This window comes from Trichocoleus sp. FACHB-90 (assembly GCF_014695505.1).
Taxonomy (GTDB): domain Bacteria; phylum Cyanobacteriota; class Cyanobacteriia; order Cyanobacteriales; family FACHB-T130; genus Funiculus; species Funiculus sociatus.
The window spans coordinates 23,515-49,546 of record NZ_JACJOK010000073.1; the positions used below are offsets into that span (position 1 = coordinate 23,515).

General features: G+C 46.4%; 24 protein-coding genes and 5 tRNA genes. 15 read left to right on the forward strand and 14 right to left on the reverse strand.

The genetic code is table 11. The features are described 5' to 3' along the window. Nucleotides 1-3: 3 nt before the first annotated feature. On the reverse strand, nt 4-216 hold the full coding sequence (locus tag H6F74_RS21320; protein ID WP_347269544.1) for a tetratricopeptide repeat protein: 213 nt from the start codon (nt 214-216) through the stop codon (nt 4-6). Beyond that, on the reverse strand, nt 192-404 hold the full coding sequence (locus H6F74_RS21325) for a tetratricopeptide repeat protein (RefSeq protein ID WP_190444192.1): 213 nt from the start codon (nt 402-404) through the stop codon (nt 192-194). The genes H6F74_RS21320 and H6F74_RS21325 overlap by 25 nt, the downstream gene beginning before the upstream one ends. 181 nt (nt 405-585) lie before the next feature. Here H6F74_RS21325 and H6F74_RS21330 point away from each other — a divergent pair, with 181 nt between their 5' ends. The 5 genes from H6F74_RS21330 to H6F74_RS21350 all read left to right on the forward strand — a co-directional run bounded on the left by H6F74_RS21330 (nt 586) and on the right by H6F74_RS21350 (nt 4,499). Next, a complete protein-coding gene (locus tag H6F74_RS21330; protein ID WP_190444193.1) occupies nt 586-723 on the forward strand; it encodes a hypothetical protein in 138 nt (45 codons plus the stop codon). A 377-nt stretch (nt 724-1,100) separates the two neighbouring features. Further along, nucleotides 1,101-2,918 (forward strand): ABC transporter ATP-binding protein, encoded by a 1,818-nt coding sequence (locus H6F74_RS21335; RefSeq protein WP_190444194.1) that lies wholly within the window; start codon nt 1,101-1,103, stop codon nt 2,916-2,918. A gap of 161 nt (nt 2,919-3,079) precedes the next feature. After that, the gene (locus tag H6F74_RS21340; protein ID WP_347269542.1) at nt 3,080-4,189 is read left to right on the forward strand and encodes a hemolysin family protein; all 1,110 of its coding nucleotides are present in this window, start codon (nt 3,080-3,082) and stop codon (nt 4,187-4,189) included. Nucleotides 4,190-4,288: 99 nt separating this feature from the next. Next, nucleotides 4,289-4,373, forward strand: a tRNA-Tyr gene (locus H6F74_RS21345). Between the two features lie 54 nt (nt 4,374-4,427). After that, a tRNA-Thr gene (locus tag H6F74_RS21350) sits at nt 4,428-4,499 on the forward strand. A 262-nt stretch (nt 4,500-4,761) separates the two neighbouring features. Here the strand turns inward: H6F74_RS21350 and H6F74_RS21355 are convergent. Next, a tRNA-Arg gene (locus tag H6F74_RS21355) sits at nt 4,762-4,835 on the reverse strand. Nucleotides 4,836-5,149: 314 nt separating this feature from the next. Between H6F74_RS21355 and H6F74_RS21360 the strand changes: the two genes are divergently transcribed. From H6F74_RS21360 to cutA, 5 genes are all read left to right on the forward strand, one after another. Further along, nucleotides 5,150-5,809 carry an Npun_F0813 family protein gene (locus H6F74_RS21360; RefSeq protein WP_190424318.1) on the forward strand — a complete coding sequence of 220 codons (660 nt, stop codon included), beginning with the start codon at nt 5,150-5,152 and terminating at the stop codon, nt 5,807-5,809. Nucleotides 5,810-5,956: 147 nt separating this feature from the next. After that, on the forward strand, nt 5,957-7,042 hold the full coding sequence (locus H6F74_RS21365; protein WP_190444195.1) for a hypothetical protein: 1,086 nt from the start codon (nt 5,957-5,959) through the stop codon (nt 7,040-7,042). 8 nt (nt 7,043-7,050) lie between these two features. Continuing rightward, nucleotides 7,051-8,067: a transposase gene (locus H6F74_RS21370; protein WP_190444196.1), complete on the forward strand. Its 1,017-nt coding sequence runs from the start codon at nt 7,051-7,053 to the stop codon at nt 8,065-8,067. A gap of 615 nt (nt 8,068-8,682) precedes the next feature. Continuing rightward, a complete protein-coding gene (locus tag H6F74_RS21375) occupies nt 8,683-9,585 on the forward strand; it encodes a pentapeptide repeat-containing protein (RefSeq protein WP_190444341.1) in 903 nt (300 codons plus the stop codon). 66 nt (nt 9,586-9,651) lie between these two features. Next, the gene (gene cutA, locus H6F74_RS21380) at nt 9,652-9,990 is read left to right on the forward strand and encodes a divalent-cation tolerance protein CutA (protein WP_190444197.1); all 339 of its coding nucleotides are present in this window, start codon (nt 9,652-9,654) and stop codon (nt 9,988-9,990) included. Between the two features lie 158 nt (nt 9,991-10,148). On the opposite strand, the gene H6F74_RS21385 is transcribed toward cutA, so the two are convergent. Both H6F74_RS21385 and H6F74_RS21390 read right to left on the reverse strand, forming a co-directional pair. Next, the gene (locus tag H6F74_RS21385; RefSeq protein WP_190444342.1) at nt 10,149-11,090 is read right to left on the reverse strand and encodes an ADP-ribosylglycohydrolase family protein; all 942 of its coding nucleotides are present in this window, start codon (nt 11,088-11,090) and stop codon (nt 10,149-10,151) included. Then, entirely contained in the window at nt 11,080-11,784 is a 705-nt protein-coding gene (locus H6F74_RS21390) for a PD-(D/E)XK nuclease family protein (RefSeq protein WP_190444198.1), read from the reverse strand. The genes H6F74_RS21385 and H6F74_RS21390 overlap by 11 nt, the downstream gene beginning before the upstream one ends. A 95-nt stretch (nt 11,785-11,879) precedes the next feature. Here H6F74_RS21390 and H6F74_RS21395 point away from each other — a divergent pair, with 95 nt between their 5' ends. After that, nucleotides 11,880-12,017, forward strand: coding sequence for a hypothetical protein (locus tag H6F74_RS21395; RefSeq protein ID WP_190444199.1), 138 nt, complete (start codon nt 11,880-11,882; stop codon nt 12,015-12,017). A 54-nt stretch (nt 12,018-12,071) separates the two neighbouring features. On the opposite strand, the gene H6F74_RS21400 is transcribed toward H6F74_RS21395, so the two are convergent. After that, nucleotides 12,072-12,143, reverse strand: a tRNA-Thr gene (locus H6F74_RS21400). A gap of 113 nt (nt 12,144-12,256) precedes the next feature. On the opposite strand from H6F74_RS21400, the gene H6F74_RS21405 reads away from it, so the two are divergent. Both H6F74_RS21405 and H6F74_RS21410 read left to right on the forward strand, forming a co-directional pair. Continuing rightward, nucleotides 12,257-12,547: a DUF3493 domain-containing protein gene (locus H6F74_RS21405; protein WP_190444200.1), complete on the forward strand. Its 291-nt coding sequence runs from the start codon at nt 12,257-12,259 to the stop codon at nt 12,545-12,547. A gap of 172 nt (nt 12,548-12,719) precedes the next feature. Next, complete coding sequence (locus H6F74_RS21410) at nt 12,720-13,514, forward strand: FHA domain-containing protein (RefSeq protein ID WP_199301484.1); 795 nt, start codon at nt 12,720-12,722, stop codon at nt 13,512-13,514. 194 nt (nt 13,515-13,708) lie between these two features. Here the strand turns inward: H6F74_RS21410 and recA are convergent, their stop codons facing one another. Further along, complete coding sequence (recA, locus tag H6F74_RS21415; RefSeq protein ID WP_190444201.1) at nt 13,709-14,791, reverse strand: recombinase RecA; 1,083 nt, start codon at nt 14,789-14,791, stop codon at nt 13,709-13,711. A 733-nt stretch (nt 14,792-15,524) separates the two neighbouring features. Between recA and xseA the strand changes: the two genes are divergently transcribed. Together xseA and xseB are read left to right on the forward strand one after the other, a co-directional pair. Next, nucleotides 15,525-16,766, forward strand: coding sequence for an exodeoxyribonuclease VII large subunit (gene xseA, locus H6F74_RS21420; protein WP_190444202.1), 1,242 nt, complete (start codon nt 15,525-15,527; stop codon nt 16,764-16,766). A gap of 26 nt (nt 16,767-16,792) precedes the next feature. Next, nucleotides 16,793-17,059 carry an exodeoxyribonuclease VII small subunit gene (gene xseB, locus H6F74_RS21425; protein WP_190444203.1) on the forward strand — a complete coding sequence of 89 codons (267 nt, stop codon included), beginning with the start codon at nt 16,793-16,795 and terminating at the stop codon, nt 17,057-17,059. 141 nt (nt 17,060-17,200) lie between these two features. On the opposite strand, the gene H6F74_RS21430 is transcribed toward xseB, so the two are convergent. The 7 genes from H6F74_RS21430 to H6F74_RS21460 all read right to left on the reverse strand — a co-directional run bounded on the left by H6F74_RS21430 (nt 17,201) and on the right by H6F74_RS21460 (nt 25,981). Further along, entirely contained in the window at nt 17,201-18,442 is a 1,242-nt protein-coding gene (locus tag H6F74_RS21430) for a DNA double-strand break repair nuclease NurA (protein WP_190444204.1), read from the reverse strand. Between the two features lie 78 nt (nt 18,443-18,520). Further along, entirely contained in the window at nt 18,521-19,606 is a 1,086-nt protein-coding gene (locus H6F74_RS21435; protein WP_190444205.1) for a calcium-binding protein, read from the reverse strand. Between the two features lie 33 nt (nt 19,607-19,639). After that, nucleotides 19,640-21,010 (reverse strand): calcium-binding protein, encoded by a 1,371-nt coding sequence (locus H6F74_RS30645; protein WP_190444206.1) that lies wholly within the window; start codon nt 21,008-21,010, stop codon nt 19,640-19,642. A 40-nt stretch (nt 21,011-21,050) separates the two neighbouring features. Next, on the reverse strand, nt 21,051-22,718 hold the full coding sequence (locus H6F74_RS30650) for a calcium-binding protein (protein ID WP_190444207.1): 1,668 nt from the start codon (nt 22,716-22,718) through the stop codon (nt 21,051-21,053). 172 nt (nt 22,719-22,890) lie between these two features. Then, the gene (locus H6F74_RS21450) at nt 22,891-23,667 is read right to left on the reverse strand and encodes an HAD family hydrolase (protein WP_190444344.1); all 777 of its coding nucleotides are present in this window, start codon (nt 23,665-23,667) and stop codon (nt 22,891-22,893) included. A 104-nt stretch (nt 23,668-23,771) separates the two neighbouring features. Beyond that, nucleotides 23,772-23,843, reverse strand: a tRNA-Gln gene (locus H6F74_RS21455). Between the two features lie 284 nt (nt 23,844-24,127). After that, on the reverse strand, nt 24,128-25,981 hold the full coding sequence (locus tag H6F74_RS21460; protein WP_190444208.1) for a R3H domain-containing nucleic acid-binding protein: 1,854 nt from the start codon (nt 25,979-25,981) through the stop codon (nt 24,128-24,130). Nucleotides 25,982-26,032 lie beyond the last annotated feature (51 nt).

Consider the following 26,032-nt stretch of genomic DNA (forward strand, 5'->3'; position numbering starts at 1 on the left):
AGTTTATCTCTGCTTTTTGAGCTGTTGCTGCGCTTTTTTGAGATTATCTTCAGCTTCTACATAATTAGGGTCTAATTGCACAGCTTGCTTAAACTCTTCAATAGCTTCTTTCCATTTTCCCTGCTGATGGAATGCTAAACCCAAATTATTGTGAACCGAAGCAGCTGGTGCTTCTAGCGTATCTGGTAAACTTAAAGCTTGATGATAGGCAGCGATCGCTGATTGTTGTAAGTAAGAGAATTATTAGGGTCAAGTTGAGTAGCTTGACGGTAAGAAGCGATCGCCTCCTCCAGTTGGTTCTGGTTGTATAGCACGTTACCTCGATCGCTGTAGTAAGCAGCATTTTTATAGCCCCAAGCAGTGAACAGAAGTGCTGTCGCCAGCGCCAAAGTTAATGGGATCAATAACTTGGAACTTCGGATTATCCACCTCAATCCCAATCAAAAGTCGCCTCCATCTTACCCCAACCCATTTATGACCCATTTGGGTGATAGACGAGCGCCGTATCACCCGCTAACCTAGTGATGGATAGGATAAACTTTACAAATATTTGCTAATCTTCGATAAAAGGAGGATCGCCGCGCTATGTCAGACTTGAATCGTGGAATTATGAAGTTTAAGGGAGCTGATAGCCCAACAGCGATCGCTATCTCATCTGTGCTGGTTTTGGGCGGTATTGGTTTCCTCATTTGGTGGGCGCTTCAATCAGCCTACGCCGTGTAATCTTCAAGGTGAGGATACTACCGATGCTGATAAAGCCATAAATTCAAGCCTTCGGCTTATTTCAACGTTCCTGTAATCATCCCTGTTTTAGGGATAGAATTTTCACGACGTGCAATTTATTCTTTCTTATCTCCTTTTGAAGGAAGATTAGGAAGATAGAATCTTTCTTAGCTCCTATTAAAAAGGGGGTTTTGCGGAGTATAGGCTGAATATAATAAGCGGCATATCTCCCTTTTTAATAGGGAAAGTAACCTTTGGATTTGCACATCGCGTAACTTCTGTATTTAACCCAAAAAACTTTTAATTAGTTTTTCAGAGTCGCTTTTGTGAGCTTAACTCTTTAATTTCTCGCGGAAATTTTTCACAACTAAAGAATTATGGCAAGCATTCGGGATATCCTTGGTTATTACCGAAAATATTGGGCGATCGCGTGTTTTAGTATCGCCGCAGCCAGTATTTTTGAAATCGTCGATCTAGCGGTTCCTTACGCCATCGGACAGATTCTTAATGTGCTGTCCAATCAACCGCTAGATAAAGCATTGCAGAATGCGATCGCATTCGCAGCGGATATTACCAATTTACCAGCAAATCAGTTCTTTTCCCTATCCGTACTGATGGGTTTAATCTTCCTTGTCACCGTAGTTAGAGCGCCAGTTCAGACTTGGACGAGTTGGTGGTTCCATTGGGATATAGCCTTGCGATCGCGTCGAGATCAAGCCCAAAAAACTCTAGAAAAAATCCTCACTCTGCCCTTAGAATTTTATGAAGAAAACAACCCCGGACGTATTGCCGGACGAGTTGCTAAAGGGCTAGAAAACCACACCTGGACTTACCCAGAAATTGCCGGACAGTTTATTCCCAAGCTATTCCGAGTCCTGGGTATATTTGGAATTATCTGGCTAATCGAGTGGCGCATTGCTTTAATATTTCTAGTTTCGTTCCTGTTTATCCTCAGCTTCAGCCTCAGAGGTTTAAAGCACCTGATGCAACAAGAACGACAGCTAGATAAATACATGGAAAATACCCAAAGCCGCACCTCGGAAATCGTCACTAACATCAAAACCGTCAAAGCATTTGCCACAGAAGGAATAGAAATCAAACGACAACGACAACGCTTAAACCGCGAGTTTAAAGTAGTTGATTATCGCATTCACCTCGGTTACATCAAACTCGCCACTTGGCAAAAGACTATCATCCAGTTTTGTGTTTTGATGGTGCTAGGTTTGACTCTCGACGCTGCACTAAAAGGACAGATTTCACTTGGTCACTTTGTGACGACTTTAACCATTTCCAGCATGGCTTATGCAGAGTTGGAACCAATCGCCAACATAGCCGAGATTTTTGCGCGTCGCTATGCCTCAATGCTACGGTTTCACGAATTTATGCAGCATCCCTCTGGGGCAGATGCTGGCGATTTGGCTATAGATTCATCTGCGACTGCCACATCCTATCAATTCACCGGAAAAATCGAATTTTCCCATCTTACTTTTGGCTACGACACCAGCCGCCCAGTTTTACAAAACATCAATGTACTGATTGAACCGTATCAAACTGTAGCTCTAGTAGGTCGTTCAGGATCGGGAAAATCTACCTTAGTTAAACTGCTGTTCCGGTACTTTGAACCCACACAGGGAAGCATTTTAATGGATGGGCAAGACATTCGTACCCTGGATGTCAGCAGCTATCGGCGGCGGTTAGCCATTGTCCACCAAGAAGTAGACATCTTCAACGGCACCCTGCTAGATAATCTCACTTACGGGAACCCCAAAGCCACCTTTGAGCAAGTGCAGGAGGCCTGTCGCATTGCCAGAGTAGACGAAGTAATCGAGCATTTGCCGCAAGGTTACTACACCGTTGTCGGGGAGCGGGGAATGCGGCTTTCTGGCGGACAGAGACAGCGCTTAGGCATTGCCAGAGCGCTTCTGGTGGAACCTGACGTTTTGATCTTTGACGAAGCGACTTCCAGCCTTGACTACGAATCTGAGCGCTCAATTCAGCTTGCCATGCGTAGCATCCTTGGCACCCGCACCACAATCATCATCGCTCACCGATTAAGCACCGTCCGAGAAGCAGATAAAATCGTCGTTCTCGACCAAGGACAAATTGTAGAAGTCGGTAGCCATGCGGAACTACTACGCCGTGAAGGAATTTACCGCCGCTTGCACTCACTACAAGAAACTGGTGAGCTAATGTAAAGTTAAAAGGCAAAAGCTAAAAGGTAAAAGTTAAAAATTTTTCTTTTTCTTTTGCCTATATTGCTCCTAGATTTCGGGAAGGCGCGATCGCGAGAGCGCTCATCGCTTTCTCTACACCTTTTCTTTGGTGCGCTTTTGTCTTTTGCCTTTTTTATCTTCCCGTGATTTTTTTACCTGTTGGGTCATATATTCTGGTTGCTTCTGATATCGGCCCGCTTTTAGGAAGTGTTTGGCTCGATATCGCAGTTTTGGGATTGATGCTTTTGTTTTCGGCTTTTTTCTCCGGTTCCGAAACCGCTCTGACGGCGCTAGACAATCTCAAGCTCAGGGCGCTGATGAAAGAGCAGAGTGACCTAAGCCGGATGTTTTCGCTAGTACTAGAGAACCGCGCTCGATTTATTACTACCCTCCTTGTGGGCAACAACCTAGTCAATAATTTTTCAGCGATTTTGACCAGTAATTTATTTGCCTTTTGGCTGGGTAATGCGGGTATAGGAATTGCCACCGCTGTTGTCACTTTTCTGGTGTTAATTTTTGGCGAAGTTACACCAAAATCTCTGGCTGTTAACAATGTGATGGCAGTTTTTAAGTTTTCTATTCGCCCGATATACTTGCTTTCAATTGCTCTAGCACCAATCATTTATCTGTTTGAAACTATTGCTCAGAGTGTGATTCGCCTGTTTCAGAGAGGTGCTGTTCAGGAGGGAGAGTCATTAAAAGACCTCCAACTGATGATTGAAATTTTGGGCGGTAAGGGCAAACTGGATTTGGATAAACACCAGCTGCTGAATAAAGCCCTGATGCTAGATAGTCTCAGCGCCCACGATCTCGTCAAGCCCCGGATTGAGATGCGGACTATCTCCCATGAGGCAACTTTGCAGGAGTTTGTAAATCTTTGTTTGGAGACGGGATACTCCCGCATCCCCGTGCAGGAGGAGTCTAAGGATCAAATTGTGGGAATTGTTCACCTGAAGCGGGCGCTCCAGCAGCTCAATCAATTGCGAAAAGAAGGGATTGACAATGGACTGGTGACAGAGGCGATGGACCCGCCGATGTATGTGCCAGACACGAAGCGAGTTGCGAATCTGCTCAAGGAAATGTTGCAACAGCGCCTGCACATCGTGATTGTGGTGGATGAGTATGGTGGCACTGTGGGGCTGATCACGCTGGAAGATATTCTAGAGGAGTTGGTGGGAGAGATTTATGATGAAAGTGATTTTCCGAGTCGGGCGATAACTGTGAGAAATATCCCGCGCTTCGGTGGAGGCTGATTGGGGAAGTGCGATTCCTAACATCGGAGAACAAATTTGCCTAAAACCCTTTCCAATTTCTAAAAAGCTGTGCTACGATTATTAATCGTGGATCGAAATGGGTCGATGCCCGAGTGGTTAATGGGGGTGGACTGTAAATCCACTGGCTACGCCTACGCTGGTTCAAATCCAGCTCGGCCCACCACAATTCAGGTAAAATGGAAAAAGTAAAAATTTTATTTTGCCTTTTGCCTTTTTCGCCCGTGTGGCTCAGTGGTAGAGCACACCCTTGGTAAGGGTGAGGTCACGAGTTCAATCCTCGTCACGGGCTTTAAAAAATACGAAATAGAGACTGTATATGTACAGAGACTAAATTAATTGTCATCGGTGACAGATTGTCGTCGTGACTAATTAATGGTCGTTGTAAGGCCACAACCGCCACATATTATAATTTCATACTTCACCCAACGGAGAAACGCTATAAAGGTTTTAGTTTTTGAAAATAATAGACATCCAGAAGTCACAAGTGTGGCTTCTGGATGTCTATATTGGTTTTTTAGGTATAGTCGGGGCTTGAAGGTTATTATTTAAAACGGGTACGGCAGGACTCGAACCTGCGGCAGGCTGCTTAGAAGGCAGCTACTCTATCCACCTGAGTTACGCACCCACAGAATTTCTATCTTAGTATATAAGATTCTATCTGTGCTGAGTGCTGTAAAGCAAGCCGGAATTTCAAAGGTTTATTAAAGTAAGGAGGCTCTTTTGAGCTATAAGAGCAATGTACACTAGAAACCATTATACGAGAGATGCTTGGATACGATAGTGTATTAGTCAAGGCGATCGCTCTTCGAGCAGACTCACAAGGCAGCGTTGCCGGATTCTAAACCATCACCAGCGCTCTGTAGCCCTTGATCGTTGCGCGGCGATCGCCTATAAGGGACACAGCACCCCCGGCTATGTCAGGAGTCATTTGCCAGTGTCATGTTTATTCTGAAACGGCAGGATGTTGAAATCTCAAGCATTCAGCACCCCAAGCGGGAGCAACAGATCCCAATTCTCAATTATCAGGGGCAGACATTTCGCTTGCTAAGTGTCTTTGCTGCCAATCAAGCAGAAGAAGCCAGAGCCTTTTGGCGCGACCTCACCGATAACCGTGGCAAAGCCTGCGTTTTGCTGGAAGAGCCAGATCGGTATAGTATTTGGGGCAAAATTCGCCTAGAGCAGCTAGCAACTGATGCTGGTAGCGATCTCAAAATTACCCCTATAACGCAAGCCTGCCTGTTGCTACTCCAGGCGGTTTACATAGACATTGAAGACCTCTTAGGAAATAGGCAAGCTGGATTATTTCAGAAAGACCTTACCGATGTCTTCCGGCAGTGGCACTTTCCAGGAGCGGATTCGCCGCAAGCGGTCAAAAACTTGCTAACGATGGACCCGCTGACTAGCCTTCAGATTCCCGCTTGGGAAGAACATCATCTGATAACTCTGTTGCAAGAACTTCATCGCCTGGGTAAGGAGTATTTTGGCAATACGAACTTTTCTCAGGGAGTAAAGGATACATTACAAGATATGCAACCAGGAGAGCTGAATCAGTTTATTGAGTGGTTGAATCAATCTCCCCTTGGTAAGCTGTGGCGCTAAAGAAAAATGTTTAAGGTAATGCGCCGGAGAAAAGCATTGCCAGAGGAGACACTTGCGCTTCCTGAGATGAGATTTTTAGGCGATTATTCATTTAAATGGTATTTGCCATCGAAACAAAAGCGTGCATCCTTTTTTTTTTGAGGACTTATGAGCAGCTCTTTGGAAAAGTCATCGGAAAATTCATCTACTTGGCAATCCATACTGGGTGTTCAAACCATTGTGATCGCTGGAATTGCCTGGGCCGTACTAGCACTGCTGTATTTTCTGCTGTTTAGCATTTCAGCGCCAGGGGAAGATCGTCCGCTGTGGTACACGATTGGAACTTACATTTTTGAAGAAGTGGCTTATCTAGGCGCAGCAGTGCTGTGTTTTAGAAACTGGCGCTCTCCTCAGATTGTCAGCGGGCGTAACGTCTGGCTGGGATTCGGTATGGGAATGTTGTGCTATTTCCTGGGAAACTTGTTATTTTGCTATTGGGAATTGGTTTTACATCAAGAACCAATTGTGTCGCCTGGGGATTTGTTTTTTGTGCCTGCCTATCTGTTTCTCGGTTGGGGCATGATTTTAGCGGTGATCTCCAGACGATTGAATCTAGAAATTTGGCAGTGGGCAGTTGTGGGCGCGATCGCATTCATCGGTATTGCCTTGGCACTCTGGCTTTCCTTTGCCCCCCCCAAGCAGTCAACAGCAGTTTCAGTTGACTCACTACCTACTTCTTCAACGCAAGTGGCTAATGCAAATTTAGCCAAGAAAGCGAATGCCTACGGCACACCCACGGCCTACGCTGCTAGCAAAGCACCAGCAGTCAAAACCGCTAAATTAGCACAAGGTAAAGCCTCTGCTACAGGGGTTCTAGCTGCTACTGCTGAGCCAGCACCTCCCCCAGCCTGGGTTATATCCGTCGAAAAACTACTAGAACCATTGGCGGGATTTTTAAACATCTTCTACGTAGTTATCGATATCTTCCTCTTGATTATTGCTGCAACCGTATTGTTAGCCTTTTGGGGGGGACGCTTTTCCCAATCTTGGAGGATGATTGCAGGAGCAGCTTTTTCCTACTATGTTGCCGATATGTGGTTTAAATACGCCGATACTTACATTGGCGATGAATACCAAAGTGGCGGACTATTGGAAGTGTTCTGGGTTTTCAGCGGTGTGCTTTTTGCCATCGGTGCTGCCCTAGAATTTGACACCTCCAGTCGTTCTCGCCGCAGCGGACGCAAACGTGCTTAAAAAGTGGCATGAGTGTGAGAAAACTCTCAGAATCAGATAAACGCGAAATCCTTAACCTGTATCGACAGCCAGGAGAGACAACCTCAACCCTGGCTACTCGTTATGATGTCAGTAACTCGACAATTAGCCGCCTCCTGAAAAATCGTCTGTCCGAGAAGGAATATGAAGGTCTGATCCAGCAAAAGCGGGCTACTCGTGGCCATAGCAGCGTTTCGGAACCAACAGCCTCTGAGGAAGACGAACCGCAAGAGACGTTGCCAGATACGTTTGCACAAAACGATAACGATGCACAAACCGAAAAAATTGAAGAACCCTCTGCGGAAATCTTTAACTCCGAACGGCGACGTCGCAGGCGCTCGTCAGTAGAATCTTCGCTAGAGACAATAGACAGTACGGAGGATGAAGAAAACCTTCCTTCCTCAGAGCTTCTTGGGACATCGTCCGAGCCACTGTTCGAGGTGGCAGTTGATTCAGCACAGACAGGTGGTGCCGAACGGCGGGATGATGATAATTACGCTGCCGAAGTCGAAGCCAGCGTCATAGAAGAGATGCTCTTAGAAGACCTGAGAGCTTTAGACAACGACGAGGACGACGAGGACGACGAGGACGACGAGGATGCAGATTTAGAAGACCTCGAAGACGACGATTGGGACGATGATCCGCCAACGCCAAAGATTGGCCATCAAAGAGGAATGTTACGCGGTGAAAACCGCGAAGGAGTTCAAGTTTTACCGCTGTCCAACGCGGTGCTTCCCAAAATTTGCTATTTAGTCGTTGACCGTGCAGCAGAGTTAATTTCTCGTCCTCTCAAAGAGTTCAGCGATCTGGGACAAATTCCTCCCCAGGAGTTTCAGCAGAGAACGCTGCCAGTTTTCGACAATCACCGGGTGGCTAGACGGTTTTCCAACCGCACTCAACGAGTGATTAAGGTTCCAGATGGCAAAATGCTTCAGAAAACTTGTTCTCAACTGCAAGCTAAGGGAATTACCCGCTTGCTGATTGATGGTCAAGTTTACTCTTTGTAAGGGGTAGTTATGAAAAGCTGGCACGTTCTCCAACATCGTTGCTGCTCTCTAACGCTCCTGCCAGCCTGGTAGCCAATCTTTGTACCTGCTCAATGTAAGCGTCTTGCCTACGGCAAGACGCTTACATTGGCTTGTGGTCAGCTAACTTCTGTCACCGCTTACGCATCGCTGGAGCATTAATCTTGCAGACTGGCAGTTAAAAATGGCTGCATATAGATTTGGTAGGATTTTTGATTCTGGCCCTCAAAAACCCATATTAAGCAATGAATTAATAAAGTTAGAACCGCTTATAGCCTCACTGGCTACCGTATTTTTACTGAAAATAATTAGAGCCAGTTAATTTATATTAGTAAATTAACTTAAACTATTAATATTTTAAACTTTCTTAAAGAAAATATTTGTAAAGTGATGCAACTAACCCTTATAAAGCAGGGAGTCACTGAGAGTAAAATAATTATTAAGACTTAAGTGAGTAATGAGTAAAGCTTGACGGAAAAGCAGTTGTAGCTATTAAGGTAGCAACAAACAAAGGCGGCTATTGAGCCAATGAAAGCTGGTATTTCTAGTCTCTTAAACAGTTTATATAAACTTATTAGCAGGGAGAGCGATCGCGCGATGGAAGTGAGCCACCTACTCAAGCTTTACGAAGCAGGACACAGAGACTTTGCAGGTGTAGACCTCAGCGGAGCAGACCTGCGGGGAGTTACTTTAATCGGGGTAAATCTCACAGGCGCTAACCTGAGAGGAGCCAAGCTCAGCCGAGCTTTTTTAACCAAGTCAGACCTGACAAGGGCTTCCCTAAATTGGGCGGATCTGAATTTTCTCAAACTCAGTGAAGGCAAACTGGTAGATGCGGATTTAACCAAAGCTAACCTTAGCGGGGCGTTTCTGGTGAAGTCAAAACTGCCTGGAGCTAAACTCAGTGGGGCGAATCTGTGCGCCGCCAATCTGCGGGAAGCTAATCTATGGGGAGCAAACTTGAGTGGTGCGAATCTGCAACGGATAAATTTGCGGGAATCAAACTTAAGCGGTGTTAACCTGAACTGGGCAAACTTAAGCGAAGCAAGACTCAGCGGCGCGAAGTTGTATGGCGCATCTTTAAATAGCGTTAACTTAAGTAGAGCTTTTTTGAAAGGATTAGACTTGGGTGGAGTTGATTTAGAGGGAGTCAACCTCAGTGATGCCAAACTGACTGGCGCTAACCTGGAAGGCTCCAACTTGGTAGCAGCCGATTTGAGTGAAGCGATGCTGCGCGGAGTTAACCTCAAAGGAGCAGACTTAAGGAGCGCTAACTTGGTAAAGGCTTGTTTAGAGGGAGCAGATTTAAGCTGGACGATTCTCAGTAAGGCAGATTTTAGCGATGCAAATCTCAGTGAAGCAAAACTGGTAGGAGCAAACCTGGAAGGTGCCAAACTGAGCGGCGCTATACTGCCATCAGAAACACTAAACTCCGTCTATTCAGCAAACGTTATCGCTATGACAGCGTTTGAAGAAGCAGTAGAACAAATGGTTGGATAAAAGCTTGGCGGCGTAGGGACACGACGGTGTTGCGTCCCTACACGAACTAATAATAAGTTACAGATTATGGATAAGGATTCTGCTACAACTGGCTACGGTGTAGTATTAGTAACGGCATCTTCGCAGGAAGAAGCAGAAAAGATAGCCCAAAATTTAGTACAATCTCGTCTTGCTGCCTGTGTTAGCTTGATGCCAGTGCATTCCATCTACACCTGGCAAGGAAAAGTTAACTCAGAACAAGAGTGGCAGCTAGTAATTAAAACAGATTTGGCGCACTTTTCCAGTTTGGAAGCTAAGATCCGAGAATGGCACTCTTACGAAGTACCAGAAATTATTGCTCTCCCAATTTTGGCTGGTTCTCAACCTTATTTACAGTGGATTTCAGATAACGTGAATGGGACATAAAGCCTAATCCCCAGCCTTCTTCTCTTGCATAGAAGGGAGTGAAAAAAGACAAGGCAGGGAGGAGCAAAAAGCTCCTTTCATGTTAAAAAAACTTCGGCTTCCCGCTCCTCTTATGAGGGGTTGTTCTTCAAGTGGAAGTGATTAGGGAGCGGTTTTTATTAAGTGCAAATAGCTGCTTCCAAACGTCTTCCCAAATCAATAATATCTTCAATTCTGGCAATTTGATTCATCCATTCTTCAGGAATATTTTCTACCCCGTAATAAATTCCAGCCAAACCGCCAGTAACAGCTGCTGTAGTATCAGTATCTTCGCCCAAGTTCACAGCTTTTAAAACAGCCTCAGAATATGAGGAGCTATTTAATAAACACCATAGAGCAGCCTCTAGCGTATCAATGACATAGCCTCTTGACCGAATATCATCTATCGCTAAAGAGGCAATTTCACCACTGTTAACTCTAGAAAAATGATGTTTTTCTGAAGCGTATAAAGGTTGAGTGTAAATTACTTGGGCGTTTTGAATTCCCTGGAGATAGGCATTTGATAGAGCCATTCCTTGCAATAAACAAACGGCGATACTGATATAGATACCGCAAGCAATTTGACAGCGTAAATGAGCATGAGTGATGCAAGATACTTGATGTACGCGCTCAATTAATTCAGGAAAACTTAGAGTTTTGTGATAGTAAGCTAAGGGCAAAATTCGCATCAAGGAACCATTGCCATTACTGTATTCATCTGTACCGCCAGCTTCTACAGGTGGGAAACCCTGTTGCAGACGCTCAAGAGCATCATAAGTGGTATTGCCGATATCGAAAACTTCGCCGTGGGGAGTCCAGTAAGCTTCGTTTAACCAGCGACAAAAAGAGGATGCGATCGCGTCTATTGAAAACCCGCTACATAGAGATTCTGCTAAACAGAAAGTCAGAGAGCTATCATCAGACCAAGTACCAGGAGGTTGATTATAAGTTCCGTAACCTAGCATAGTTTCCACTGGTGACTTCACCCGCTCTACTCTACTGGTGAATTCGACTGGAACACCCAAAGCATCACCCACACAAACCCCAATCAGCCCTGCCAAAATTTTAGAGCTACTTTGCATCATTTTTGCTTGCTCCTCGACGCTGCCAAAATTCTGCAATTCTTTTCTGCCATTGTTGCCAGTAAACCATCATTTTATCGGGATCGAACCAGAACACTTCAGCTTGCATTCCCGGAACTGCTACAATCACGCCAGCATGATTTAATTCGATGCCGTACTCTTGATAAAACTGGTTAACTGCGCCGCAGTAAGCCGCCAGCTGAATTGGTGCATCATGTAAGCGTTCTGCCGAACCTTTGGGTTTATCAGCAGTTTTCCAATCCAAGACGCACGGAACACCTTTGTAACTAGCGACACAATCCACTCTCCCGGCATAAGTCAAGTCGTAGTGGAAAACAGAACCTTCCACTAAGCGCACCTCGTTGATGTCTTGCAAGACAGACTGCAAGCTTTCCCAGTAGGGTTTAGCGGCGTCTGGACAGGAGACATCCTCACCAAGCAGATAGCGCTGAATGTGCTTGTGGGTAGAAGTACCACGACCACTAGCAGCACCAGAAATGCGATTAGCTTCTTCTACTCCGACTCGGTTGCGCCAATTGAAGAGTGCTTCTCGATCTTCTTGTGGTTTGGTAGCGTTAAGTATGGTTGTGACACTGGGAAAGCGATCGCCCTTAGCATCAACATAGTATTGTTTCCCGTATTCACGCACCGCTTTTGCACGGTGATGAGGCAGCAGATTGATATTAAACGGCATTGGCAAATTCTTTTTTCTTTAAAAGGGTTGTCCGGAGGGGAGATTTTGATGACTCGTTCTTTATTTGAACAAGAATAAAAGTCGTGCAATTCTTTGTGGCACATCGTCCGTACACTTATAGTCCGTGGACAATCAGAATTAGCCTATCCACTTTTCCAGTCCAAGCGATCGCTAACTCACAGCGATCGCCTGATGATAGTCAAAAGTCAATTTTTTTATTTAGTCAGATATAAATTACTTATACTATCTGAAACCCTGTATTTTTCTAGGGTTCAGAGGTTTTTTAAAGCCGATGGTGAGATTTGAACTCACGACCAACTGATTACGAATCAGCTACTCTACCGCTGAGCTACACCGGCACTGCCAGTTTTTTATTATAACTGATGGAGAATCATTTCTGACAATAAGCTTTTATCCCAATGTTCGGTGCCATCGTGTAAAGATAGACTTAGATATGGGGGTATCGAGACTGATGGCACCAAATTTAAAAAATCGTAATAGTAATAGCAGAAACAATCAGCGAGTTGATCCTGAACTATATAAGCGCCTGAAAGCAGAAGCAGCCTCTCCCTACCGGGGCTTGAGACAATTTGTTTACGTGGCGTGCGGTGCATCTGGCTTCATTGGCGCGGTTGTTTTCTTCGCCCAATTAGCAGCAGGAAGGGAAATCGCCTCAGCCATTCCTAACTTGGGGCTACAAATTGGCGTTGTTGCCCTGATGGTTTGGCTGTTTCGCTTAGAGCAAAAAGCTGAACGTAAGTAATAAAGAAAAACAGTTCCCGTAATCCTGCGGATTCCTCTAAAGAGTAAGGCGATCTAAGCTAGAAGAGGGGGTAGTCAAGCATTTTATCATTTCTGTGGGGTGTAATTTACTTTGATTAACTAAACCAGCGTGACTTAAGAACTAGCAATTCTAAACTTCCTGCTGACTGGTTATGGTCGTACCAGCAGAAGCCTTACCTAAAATTGAGTTCATCGCATACATGGAACTAGAACAACGCTTGGGTCTGTATCAAGTATTCCTTAAGCTCTACGAGCATCATCATGGTTTACTAGATGAGATCCTCAAGCTGGAAAATACGGGCAACAAATTTGTAAACGGGCTTGCACCTCGGTATATCCAAGGTGTCGTGCAAGATCGGCAAGTGTATCTGGTTACAAACTTAGTGGACGCTAAAACCCAGATGTTGTTTCAGCCACAGGGGGTCTGGACGTTGGGAAGGTCGCGCCAGGTTGCTATGCCAATTGCTGATCGGCGGTTGTCTCGTCAACACGCAGTTATTCAATATATTGAAGACGATGGTTTTTATTTGGTTGACCTTAACAGTACAAATGGTACTTTTGTCAATGGGGAACCAGTTTATCAGCGAATTCTTCTCAAAGATGGCGATCGCGTCCGTCTCGGCAGTCTTGCTTTTTCCTTCTTTTTCGGCAGCAACACCGTTATGCTGGGCAATGTCCCTCCATACTTAATAGCGGAACTCAACGCTATCTCCGATGCAGAAGCATCTGACACCCCAGAAGATGCAGAGGCACCTACATCTTCTATAAAATCTAAAGACAAGCAAACTAATCATCCCGGAGATACTTCAATCTTTTTGAAATCATCAGATATCAATGATGAGCTAATAGCTTCTGCTATAGAGCCTCAGTTAAGTCCCACACAACAGTCAGAAATTTTAGACCGCTTTTTCAGCAGGCGAATTTCAGATGCTGGTACTCAGAAATAGCCGCTATGAATTTTAGATTTTATGTTAAAAAACCCGTTTTCTCAAAGAAAACGGGTTTTTTATATCATTAGGTTGCGTTGACGCACCTTGCTCAAGATTATCAAGAAAAAGTTGGGTAACGCTTGCGCTCTACCCAACCTAAAATCATTCTTAATGCCGGTGTATTGAGAGGATGATTTACTTCCGAAAAATCCTTAATCTTCCTCTAGCATTTCATCGTCTACATCCACGTCTTCAGCGTCAACTCGCGAGACGGTATTCGCTGCAACCACAGCTCCCATTTCAAGTTTTTGACGCACTTTCTGCTCAATGTCTTTAATAAGTTCGGAGTTCTCTTCCAGGTACTTAATACTGTTATCCCGACCTTGGGCGATGTTCTCACCGTTGTAGCTGTACCAGGCTCCCTTACGGGTAATCACTCCAGTTTGTTCGGCGAGGTCAACCAAACAGCCTAGTGTCGAAATGCCCTTGCCAAAGATAATGTCAAATTCCGCGATGCGGAAAGGAGGGGCAACTTTATTTTTGGCGATTTTGACTTTGGCACGGATACCGAATTCTTCATTGCCTTTTTTCAGGGTTTGAATCCGCCGAATATCCAGACGCACTGAAGCGTAGAACTTCAGGGCATTGCCTCCAGTGGTGGTTTCTGGGTTGCCGTAGGTAACGCCAATCTTTTGCCGCAGCTGGTTGAGGAAAACTACCGTGCAGCCAGATTTACCAATGTTCCCAGTGATTTTACGCAGGGCTTGGCTCATCAAGCGTGCTTGTAAGCCCATGTGAGAGTCGCCCATTTCGCCTTCAATTTCAGCGCGAGGCACTAAGGCAGCAACAGAGTCAACGACCACAATGTCAACGGCAGCAGAACGAACCAACTGATCGACGATTTCTAGGGCAGATTCGCCATTATCAGGTTGGGAAACTAGGAGATTTTCAATATCAACGCCCAGTACGGCAGCATAAGCGGGGTCAAGAGCGTGTTCGGCATCGACAAAGGCGGCGACACCACCGGATCTTTGGACTTCCGCGATCGCGTGCAGAGCGACAGTTGTTTTACCAGAACTTTCCGGGCCATAGATTTCAATCACCCGCCCCTTCGGCAAGCCGCCGCCCAAGGCTAAGTCCAGGGTCAGCGCGCCGCTGGGGATCGTCTCTACCCTCATGCGAGTTGCATCGCCCAAGCGCATGATTGCTCCCTTGCCAAAGCTACGCTCAATTTGGTTTAGCACCAGGCTCAGGGCTTTTTCCTTGTCGGGATTGTTCGTGATTTGGATAGCCATTAATGCCTCAAGAACAGAATCAGGAGTGGTGATTTTACTTCCGCACTTAGCAATATTAGCTTTTGTGCAGGCTGCTCCGCCTCACGGACTGGAGCTTCCTGTTTCAATGGCTGTTGACTTCAAAGCAAACAAGCTTTTGCGCCTCTACAGCCTCCACAGGCAGAAACGATGATATCCACCGCCTTTTTAAGATACATAATGAATGCTTGTTTGAGCTTTTCACTCAGGTTTTACCCTTTTTTTGGGTTCTTGAGTGAGTAGGTTTTTTCACCGATGGCATTGCCCCATTTAGGTTCATCACCAAAGCTGAAAAATGCCCAAAACAGCTACAAAATTTAACTTCCAGCTATTTTTATTCTACCACTTTTGGTGGCAAATTAGAGCGCGATCGCCCTTTCCTCCTGCTATACCCTGGATACTGGTGTATCCTGACCAAGCTAGAGATATGAACCTATATTGTAGTTCAAATGTTCTACTGTCAACCGAAAGGTGAGGGATAAATTGAACAAAAAACGCCTGATGCTTGGAGAGAATAGAACTCAGGCATCGGGTAGTACATCTCAACTCAGCAAGTTTGGGTGCAAATGCTGAAGTTCTAACAAATTTAGCCAAAAGTCCCTGATTCATCTCAATCTCGCTACCCTAGAGACATAATTAGCATGACAGCAAGTGATTTAAGGCATCTTCTGCATCCACGAGGGCTACAATTTCTATATTTTTCTTTCTTTAAGCGATGAACCACTATATTCCTAACCAGCTGGTTCCAGAGACAGCTGTGTCGGTGGCTGGGTTAACATCCTACATACAGCAGCTCTTAGAGCCAGATGAGCAGCTGCGGCAAGTCTGGGTGACTGGGGAAGTCTCCAGCGCATCTAAGTATCCCAGCGGGCTATTCTTCACGCTCCAAGACCCCGACGCTAAGGCGACAATTAGTTGTGTGGTATGGAAAAGCCAGCTAAACAAATTGATGCAACTGCCAGTCCAGGGGGAGCAGTTAATTATTTTAGGTAGTATTCGAGTTTATCCGCAGCGAGGACAGTATCAACTAATTGTTTGGCAAGCATTACCTGGGGGAGAAGGGTTGCAGGCGTTGCGTTATCGGCAGCTGCGAAATCGGCTGGAGGCAGAAGGGTTGTTTGATCCAGAACGCAAGCGATCGCTTCCTACCCATCCTCAAACTATCGCTGTTGTCACGTCGCCGCAAGCGGCTGCCTGGGGTGATATTCAACGCACACTCAAGCAACGTTATCCAGGTTTACACGTCTTATTTTCACCAGCATTAGTACAGGGCGAACAAGCACCACTATCTATTTTGGCAGCGATTGAGCGGGTGGAACGAGATGGTCGCGCCGAGGTGCTAATTTTGTCCCGTGGTGGTGGTGCGGTAGAAGAGTTGACTTGCTTTAATGATGAACGAGTAGTAAAAGCGATCGCTAATTGTTCTATCCCTGTACTCACTGGAATTGGTCATCAGAGAGATGAATCTTTGGCTGACTTGGTTGCTGATGCCTATGCTCATACTCCCACAGCCGCCGCTGAACAAGCGGTTCCAGAACTCGCGACTCTTTACGCCGAACACCGAGAACGCATTGAAGCTTTGAATGAAGCTGTGAATGAACAGTTGCAGACCAGCCTTTCCCAACTGCAACGACTGAAAAACTCGTTGCGGCGTTTGCCAATAGATCGGCAAATTCGCCAAGAAAAGCAAGGAATCGCCTGGAAGCGTCAACAACTGGTGCAGGTGACAGCACAGCATCTCCAACACGCAAGTCAGCACACCCAGATGTTGCGGCAAAAACTAACCACTCTCGATCCGCAAAGTGTCCTTGCCAGAGGGTACGCTGTCGTAAGGCAACAAGATGGCGCGATCGCTCGTTCTACTGATGGGTTAGAACTGGGACAGGAACTACAAATTCAGTTGAATAAAGGACAAATTAAAGTCAAAATTAGTGAAATTATAGATACAAAAGAGTAGTTTGTAAATTTATACTTGTATTTCTTATGAGTAAATCCACCAGCACCAGCGACGCCTCAAAAAAGAAGCGATCCAATGCCCAACTACCGCCAGACTGGAACTACGAAGCTACTGTTGCCAAAGTTGAAGCTTTAATTAGGCAAATTGAAGCTGGTAAACTCGATCTAGCCCAGGTTTTTGATGAATTTAATAGCGCTATTGAATATTTGCGGCAATGCGAAACTTTTTTACAAGAGCGACAGCAGCAAATGAATTTATTAATTGAAACATTAGAGGATGATTCTAAAGACTAGAACAATTTAATTTTTCGTAGTAGCTAAGCTACTTAGGGCGAAGGATTCGCGGCAATAATTTTTCGCTTAGCTTCGATATTTTTTAACACGAACGCTTTGCCCCTACGATTTGATATCTTACATTTTTTAGCTTAACCAGGCTTAGGCGATGCTACCGCGCTTTCTAGCTTCCTTGTAGGAAGTTCCGACATTTCTCAAACCAGCTTTAATCATTTGTTGTTCGAGAAGGGCAAAAAAACGAGCGCGATCGCCTCCTCGGACAACAGCCTGATTGTGCGCCTCTGCTAGCGCCACTGGATAGCCATAACCTTTTTGTACCTGAGCTAGCATTAAACTTAAAGCAGAGTCAAGCTTCTCTGGATTTTCGGCTACCCAAGCGGGAACCTCTACGCGGGCGATTTCTGTTCCCACGTGGACATAGCAGAAGTAAATTTGGTGTTCCCCATATAAGTCGAGAATTCGCGCAGAACTACGCCACAAGGTACTGCGTTGTCCTGGCTGAAGTTGGGAAGCCCAAAGGAAAGTATCGCGCAAAGGGTCGAAAACTTGGCAAGGTGCGCGATCGCTTTGACCGGGACAATGAGTCATGCAGTCGGGGACTGGGTGAGGACAAGCTGGTAAACGCAGGAAGTTAAGCGAGTCACTGCTGCGAGAAGCACTCAAGTAGCCCATTATGGGAATTCCAGCCTCGCGCAGAGCGTCCCAAGCTTCTAAAATTGGAGGCAGAATGCGATCGCGTGCTTCCCCCGGTAATTGTTCCAGAAACCAGTAAATCAGCGAACCATCCACCATCGCTAAAGTAGGGACTGGGGATTGGGGATTGGGGACTGGGGACAAGGCGGACAACATTTTTTTTCCCTTGTCTACCTCTCTCTGATTCACCCAATTGCAAGCTAGTTCTGCCAAGACCGACGCTTCGGAAGCGGTGCGTCGATAACCCATCCATTCCTCGGTGCGAATTCCCCACTGACGAGAAACGTACAAATCTTCAGGTTGGTAAAAAACTTCTGGCAGACTATCCAAAAGTGGGTGTAAACTTTGCCCATAATGTAGCATCACCCGACCGACGTTAATCAAATAACAGTAGGCAATTTCGTGGTGGTTGGGGGCAATTTGGGAACCGTCTGTAGCGATGACGGTGTGACACGCTGGGGGAATTGGTAAATCGATGCAGGTAGAAAGGGGTTCGACTGGTGTAGCGGCATTAAAAGTTATGCGATCGCGCCACTTTTCTTGCCGCTGCACCAGTTCTGCCTGTTGCGTTTTAGCTACGATAAAAAATTGCTGGGCGCGTTCCAAGCGTTGGCGACTAGCCGCCGCCTCTAAAGTTAAGTGTTGACTAATGCCCTGCATTTGCCGCGCGAGTTTCGTTAAGTCCAGCATAGTTAAGCTACCAGCTTTTTGCCTATCAGCTATTAGCTTAATTGATGAAGCATCAAGATGCTCAGATTGAATTTATTGTTATGCAAAGACGAAAACATCAGCGTTGGTCATCCCCAGTCCAGTAGACACAGTTGCGAATTGCACTTGTGCGGTTCCACCGATACCATCTCTATCAAAGAACAAACCGCCAGTTGTGCTGTTGTAAATGAAGCGATCGCCTGCATCCCCAGCACTAGCACCGATCCGGAACTGATCGGCGGTAATTGCCGCATTAGCTGTTAGTCCTGCACTTTGAACACTAGCAGCATAAATGCCAATCGTGTCCTGTGCTACCGAGAAATCAACAATTCTATCCACACCTTCCGCCGATGGCTCGAAGAAGTCAAAGCGATCTGCACCGCGACCGCCTTTGAGCGTATCATTCCCAGTACGACCCATCAGGATATCGTTACCACCACCACCGACTAAAATGTCGTTACCTATCATGCCATTCAGAATGTCGTTCCCACCCCTGCCATACAGGTAATTGTTGCCAGCATTCCCAGTGATAGTGTTGTTGAGGTTGTTACCCGCCCCAGTGGTGCCAGTTAGGAGGATTAGTTTTTCCAAATTGGTACCCAACGTATAACTTCCCGGCGAAGGTGGACTAACTAAAACTGTATCGATGCCAGCATTCAAGCCTTCGTTGATGATGTCGCTGGAAGCAGGATCGATTCGATAAGTATCGTTACCTGCGCCACCGTTGAGGATATCGTTGCCGCCTCCACCATCGAGGGTATCATCGCCATCGCCACCATTGAGAATGTTGTTGCCACCATTCCCGATGAGAATGTTGTCGCCAGCATTACCCGTGCCATTAATGTTGGCATTACCTGTGAGATTTAACTTTTCCAAGGTGGTACTCAGCGTCCAAGTAACGCTTGATTGAACACCATCAGAGCCAGCATTTACTGCTTCGACAATGACATCATTGACGTTATCGACGATATACAGATCGTCACCCGCGCCACCCTCCATGCGATCGCTACCCGTACCCCCATCGAGAATGTCGTTGCCAGCTAAACCGAATAAGCTGTCATTGCCCCCTAATCCATTAATCTCGTCATTGCCATTAGTGCCGAGTAAGTTGGGGTCGTTGCCATTAGTTCCGTTAATTAGTGCCATATTCTTGTACCTTCTTAGGGAAATTTATAGTGTTTATGCGACGACGATATCAGCATTGGTCATCGCCAGTCCAGTAGAGAGGGTGGCGAATTGCACTTGTGCAGTTCCACCGATACCATCTTTGTCAAAGAACAAACCGCCAGTTGTGCTGTTATAGATAAAGCGATCGCCTGCGTCCCCTGCACTAGCACCGATGCGGAACTGATCGGCTGTAATTGCCGCCCCAACTGTTAGCCCCGCGTTGGCAAACATTGAGCCAGAACGAGTAGCAATGCCAATTGTGTCGTCAGCAACTGAAAAATCCGTAATCCGATCTACAGCGCTTGACTTGCCATGAAAGTAAAACTTATCGGCACCAATGCCGCCTGTAAGTACGTCGCTGCCACCTCCACCCACCAAGGTGTCGTTTCCCGGGTTACCAATTAGGGTGTCATTACCTGCTTTTCCTTTAAGAGTGTCATTGCTGTAATCTCCCCTTATTTCGTTGCCCAGTTCGTTACCTGTGCCATACATAGAAACGCCACTACTGATGCCATATAAATACAGGTTTTCCACGTTGGCACCTAGCGTCCAAGAGTCCCTAGAAAAAACCAAGTCCGTACCACCATTTACGCCTTCAACGATGGTTTCGGTGCCTTTAGTAACGTTATACATATCCCAGTGGAGGGTATAAGTATCGTTACCATTTCCACCGATGAGGATATCTTTGCCGCCTCCACCAACGAGGGTGTCATCGCCATCACCACCATTTAGACTGTTATCGGCGCTATTTCCTTGAAGGAGGTTGTTAAAAGCATTACCTGTACCATTTATCGCCGCCGTACCTAGAAGAGTCAAATCTTCTAGGTTGGCACCCAGCGTATAGCTGACGAAAGTTTGAACTATGTCTCTGCCACCGTTGGCAGCTTCGATAATGGTGTCGGTGGTATCGTTGATGACATAAGTATCGTTGTCAGCGCCACCATTTAGGATATCGCTTCCGCCTCCTCCCGCAAGGAAATCATTGCCAGCGCCTCCAATTAGCGTGTTGTTAGCATCATTTCCGATCAGGGTGTTGCTACTAGCATTACCTGTGCCATTGATGTTGGCATTACCTGTGAGAGTTAAATTTTCCAGACCATCACCCAGTGTCCAAGTAATGCTCGATTTAACCGTGTCTGTGAAATATGGAGCAGAAGGATTAGAAGAATTGCTATCTTCAATAATTTGGTCGCCTATGTTGTCAACAATGTAGGTATCACTGCCATCTCCACCCTCCATGCGATCGGCACCCGTACCGCCATCTAAAATGTCGTCGCCAGCTAAACCGAATAAACTGTCATTGCCAGCTAGTCCGTTTATAGTGTCATGGCCAATAGTGCCATTGAGGGAGTCATTACCATTCGTACCGTTGATTAAAGCCATATTCTTGTATCCTCTAGTTGCTTAGGTTGAGTGATGTTGCTTAGGCGAAAACGACGATATCCGCGTTGGTCATAGCCAGTCCAGTAGAAAGGGTGGCAAATTGCACTTGTGCAGTTCCACCAATACCGTCTTTGTCAAAGAACAAACCGCCAGTTGTGCTGTTATAGATGAAGCGATCGCCTGCGTCCCCTGCACTAGCACCGATGCGGAACTGCGAAGCGGTAATTGCCGCGCCAACTGTTAGCCCTGCGTTGGCAAACATTGAGCCAGAACGACTAGCAATGCCAATCGTGTCGTCTGCTACTGAAAAATCCGTAATCCGATCTACAGCGCTTGACTTGCCATAGAAGTAAAATTTGTCAGCACCAATACTACCTGTAAGTACGTCACTGCCACTACCACCCACCAAGGTGTCGTTTCCACTCCCACTTGTCAGGATGTCATTACCCGCTTTTCCTTTGAGAGTGTCATGGCTGTAATCTCCCTCTATTCTGTTGTCTAGTTCGTTACCTATGCCATACATGAAATCGGCACTACTCAAGGCATAGAGACGAAGGTTTTCCACGTTGGCACCTAGCGTCCAAGAGGCACTAGAAAAAACCAAGTCCGTACCACCATTTACGGCTTCTATCACGGTATCGTTGGCATCGGTATCGCTATAGATGACATAAGTATCATTACCATTTCCACCGATGAGGATATCGTTACCGCCTTGTCCCTCAAACCAGTCATCCCCATCACCACCATTCAAAGTGTTGCTGGCTTCATTGCCGTACATCCCATTGCCAAGAGCGTTACCCGTGCCATTTATTGCCGCATCACCTGTCAGATAAAATGTTTCTATATTGGCAGCCAGCGTATAACTGACGGAACTTTCAACCGTGTCTCTGCCACCGTCGGCAGCTTCGATAATTGTGTCGTTGGTATCGCTGATGAAATATATATCGTTGTCAGCGCCACCATCAAGGATATCGCTGCCGCCGCCTCCCACAAGTCTGTCATCCCCAGCGCCACCAATTAGCGTGTTGTTGGCATTGTTGCCGGTAAGTCCGTTGCCAAAACCATTACCTGTGCCATTTATCGCCGCATTCCCTGTAAGAACTAGCCTTTCCAGGCCCCCACCCAGTGTCCAAGTAATGCTCGATTCAACCGTGTCTGTATCATATTGATTAGAATGATTCCTAAACTCCTCAATAATTTGGTCGCCTATATTGTCAACAATATAAGTATCGTTACCCGCGCCACCTTCCATTCGATCAGCACCCGCACCCCCATCGAGAAGGTCATCGCCAAAGCCACCAAATAGAGAGTTGCTGGCAGAATTTCCGTATATTAGGTTGCTTAGATCGTTACCTGTACCATTAATTGCACTATTACCAGTAAGAACCAGCTTCTCTAGGTTGTTACCTAGTACCCAAGTAATGCTCGATTCTATGGTGTCGAAGCTATTACTATCATTAGGGGCTTTTTCATCAATCACGTCGCCTACGTTATCAACAATGTAGGTATCGCCACCATTGCCACCCTCCATGCGATCGCTACCTGTTCCGCCATTGAGGATGTCATTACCCAACCCGCCAAAGAGAAAGTCATCACCTGCTAGTCCGTTTATGATGTCATCGCCATTAGTTCCGTTTAAGGCGGGGTCATTACCGTTAGTTCCGTTGATGGTAGCCATACTGTGTGAGATTGTATCGAATGTATCCATATTTAAGTATTTCCAGGAGCGATCGCGCTTCGCCCACTTAGCTCACCCATTCGGGTGATATTAGATACATACATCTACCGCTACAGTGTTTTTTCCGAAATATTAAAAATACTTTTCTTTATGTCCCCAATACGATGTAGAGACGCGACATATCGCGTCTCTCGGTTCTCTGTCAAGACCAAGCAGAGAAATCTTGTGCAAATTGTGAAAGGGATAATAGTTTTATTCGTTCGTTGTGGCGCACAGCTTCTCGCTGTTGCGGCGTATTATAACCCCAGTCTGCTAAATACAGCCCGATATCATTAAGGTCTGGTTGCTGTTGTACGACTTGCAAAGTTTTTAAGCGGTCTTCCACAAACCAAAGGCTAATCCTGCGATCGCTAATTAGTTCCCGTAGAATTTCGTACTTGGGACGGCGATTTTCTTTACCAAGAATAAACTGCTCTGGTAGATCGATGCCTTGTTGTTGCAACAGTTGGCGAACAAAGCGCCCTTCTTTGGTGGTAACAATGTAAATTTGGACGGAAGTGCCTTGAAGCGAATTTAATTTCTCCACCACACCAGGATAGAAGCGATGCAAAGCCAGCCAAGATTCTAAATCCGAAGCAATCCACTCATCGCGGATATTATCAAGCTTCATGGCGATGTCAGCGGCATCTAAATTATCTTCTGCCAAGATTGTTTTGGCAACAGTTGACCAGTCCTGCAACATCTTCTCGTCTGGTATGCCCAATATTAGCGCCCGGATCGCCACTGGCATTTCCCAGCCGACCTCTATCACGGGTCGCCGCAGGTAAAAATTTTCCGCCAAATTCTCTGGAGGCGTTGCATTCTCAGGTGTCCAAATTTGACAGTAGGTGCGCCAAGCTGTCTGAAAATACTCAAGCAACCCGTCGCAAAGCACACCGTCAAAGTCTAAAGCCAGAATAGTTGGAGCGATCGCAGACATTGTTCGCCTAGCCAAAATCAACCGTAAGATTTTGGCACACATTGCCCCCGGAAAACAGATAGAGACGCGATTAGTCGCGTCTCTATCTTATTTTTTAGCTTTAACTGGGGTGCAAGGATTCGAACCTCGGAATGTCTGGACCAAAACCAGATGCCTTACCACTTGGCGACACCCCATTGATTTCACCTCATATATATTAGCAGTTCCTACCAGGGAATTGTCAACAACTTTTTCAAAATTTTTCTAAAAATGTCCCTCGTGAAAGCTGAATAGGTTGGCCAGCAACGGTTATGTGCTTGTTTTGAGCGTTATTAGGGCGTTGCGCTTGAAGGAAACGTTAACCAACGCTCTCCAGGCATTTGTGGAATTTCACTGAGTCGCCCAGAACTAGCCAACAAAAGAAAAAGGCAAAAGTATTTCTCTTTTGCCTTTTTCTTAGAGAATCGCATGAAAGCCTTCCCTATGCTGGGTAAATTCGCAGCCTCCGGTTAGGTTCTTCCCCAAAACTGTCAGATTTGAGGCGGTAGTGTTCCACCAGTTCGTGTTGCATTTTCCGCACTTTGGCAGAACGCGGTAAAAGTTCCACTGGCTGTCCCTTTGGGATGACAATTTGCTCAACTGCAAGTCTGGCTTCTTCCAGAGCCTCAATCTCGTCCTCGTTACCCGTGGTGGTAAATAAACTGAGTTCGGCAACGTCGGGATTGCTGGGGTCATCCATATCTAGCAGACGCCGCAAAGCGCGGGTAATCTGAGATACAGTGTTTGCCTTAATTGCGTGGATGGGAACATGACGGGCTTTGGCGATATGCCGTAATTTGGAATGGTTTTTTACGTGCGATCGCAGTGCCAAAACGGCATCCGCACTATCCATATCCTTCGTCAACACCACAGGCAAATTCAGCACCCGAATCACTTGGTCTAGTTGTTGGCTGCTGATGCCATAAGGATAAACCTGCAATGGCAAATCTTCCCCATTCGGCCCGGCAAAGGAACCATCTGAGAGCAATTCTGACTGATGCCAAGATTGATCCAGCATCTGGTCAAAGTCATTGCTCAGCGATCTTGGCCCTAGTTCTGAAAGATCCGGTGGGTTGGTAACGTCGCGTACCCCAGATGAGCTTCCGAAGGGTAGAGTCCGCGGCGAGTTTAGTGCCGTACTCGTTACCCGCAAATCCTGACCCCGCAGCGATCTAGGTTGACTGGGTAATGGCATCATCTGCCCAGAAGTGCGCCAGCCAGTAGGTCGTCCCGGAGTATCGAAGGAAGCAGCATATTCGCCTCCGGTACTAGGCGATCGCATTGGTGTCGGTGCTTGGGGTAACTCACGGGTAATTGTCACTTCCCCAGCGTCAGTGATTGTCCTAACTTGCGGATTTGGCTGTCGCCCCCGCAACAAGTTATCAACCATATCCGCTACCTGGTCGTGTACTACCCAACGCTGCCTTTCGAGCATTTCCACGGCAATTTCAAAGGTCGGCGGCGCTTTGCGCTCCAAAACAGTCTTCTGGCTGCCCCGCCGCCTAGCTTCTTCATCTCCCAGCGTTACCGCCTGAATGCCCCCAACTAAATCGGATAGGGTAGGGTTTTTGATCAGGTTTTCAATCCGGTTCCCGTGTGCCGTACCCACCAACTGAACGCCCCGCTCAGCGATAGTACGAGCAGCCATTGCTTCGAGTTCCGTACCAATTTCATCAATGACGATCACTTCTGGCATATGGTTTTCCACTGCCTCAATCATCACTTGGTGCTGGAGTTCTGGACGGGCGACTTGCATCCGACGGGCGCGACCAATCGCTGGATGGGGAACGTCACCATCCCCAGCAATTTCGTTAGAAGTGTCGATGATTACAACTCGTTTTTGTAACTCATCGGCTAAAACTCTGGCAATTTCCCGCAGTGCGGTGGTTTTGCCGACACCTGGACGACCGAGCATCAGAATTGACTGACCTGTTTCTACTAAGTCGCGAATCATGCCAATGGTGCCAAAGACGGCTCGACCCACCCTCAAGGTAAGACCGATTATTTCGCCAGTACGGTTGCGGATGGCGCTAATTCGATGCAGGGTACGTTCTAGTCCTGCCCGGTTATCACCGCCAAAATGTCCCACCCGTTCTATACAATAATTCAGCTGTTCCCTGGAAACTGGCGTTTGGGAAAGGTACTCTGCTTGGGTAGCAAACCGAGCTTCCGGTAATCGCCCCAAATCCATGACAACCTCAACTAACCTATCCTTGTCAGGATGCAGTTCTAAAGGTTGCCGAATCTCACTTGGTAATACGTCCAATAATTTCTGGAGATCGTCTGTAATCTGCATTCTTCCTAAAGTGACTTTTTTATCTACAACTGGCGATAGAAATAACAGTTG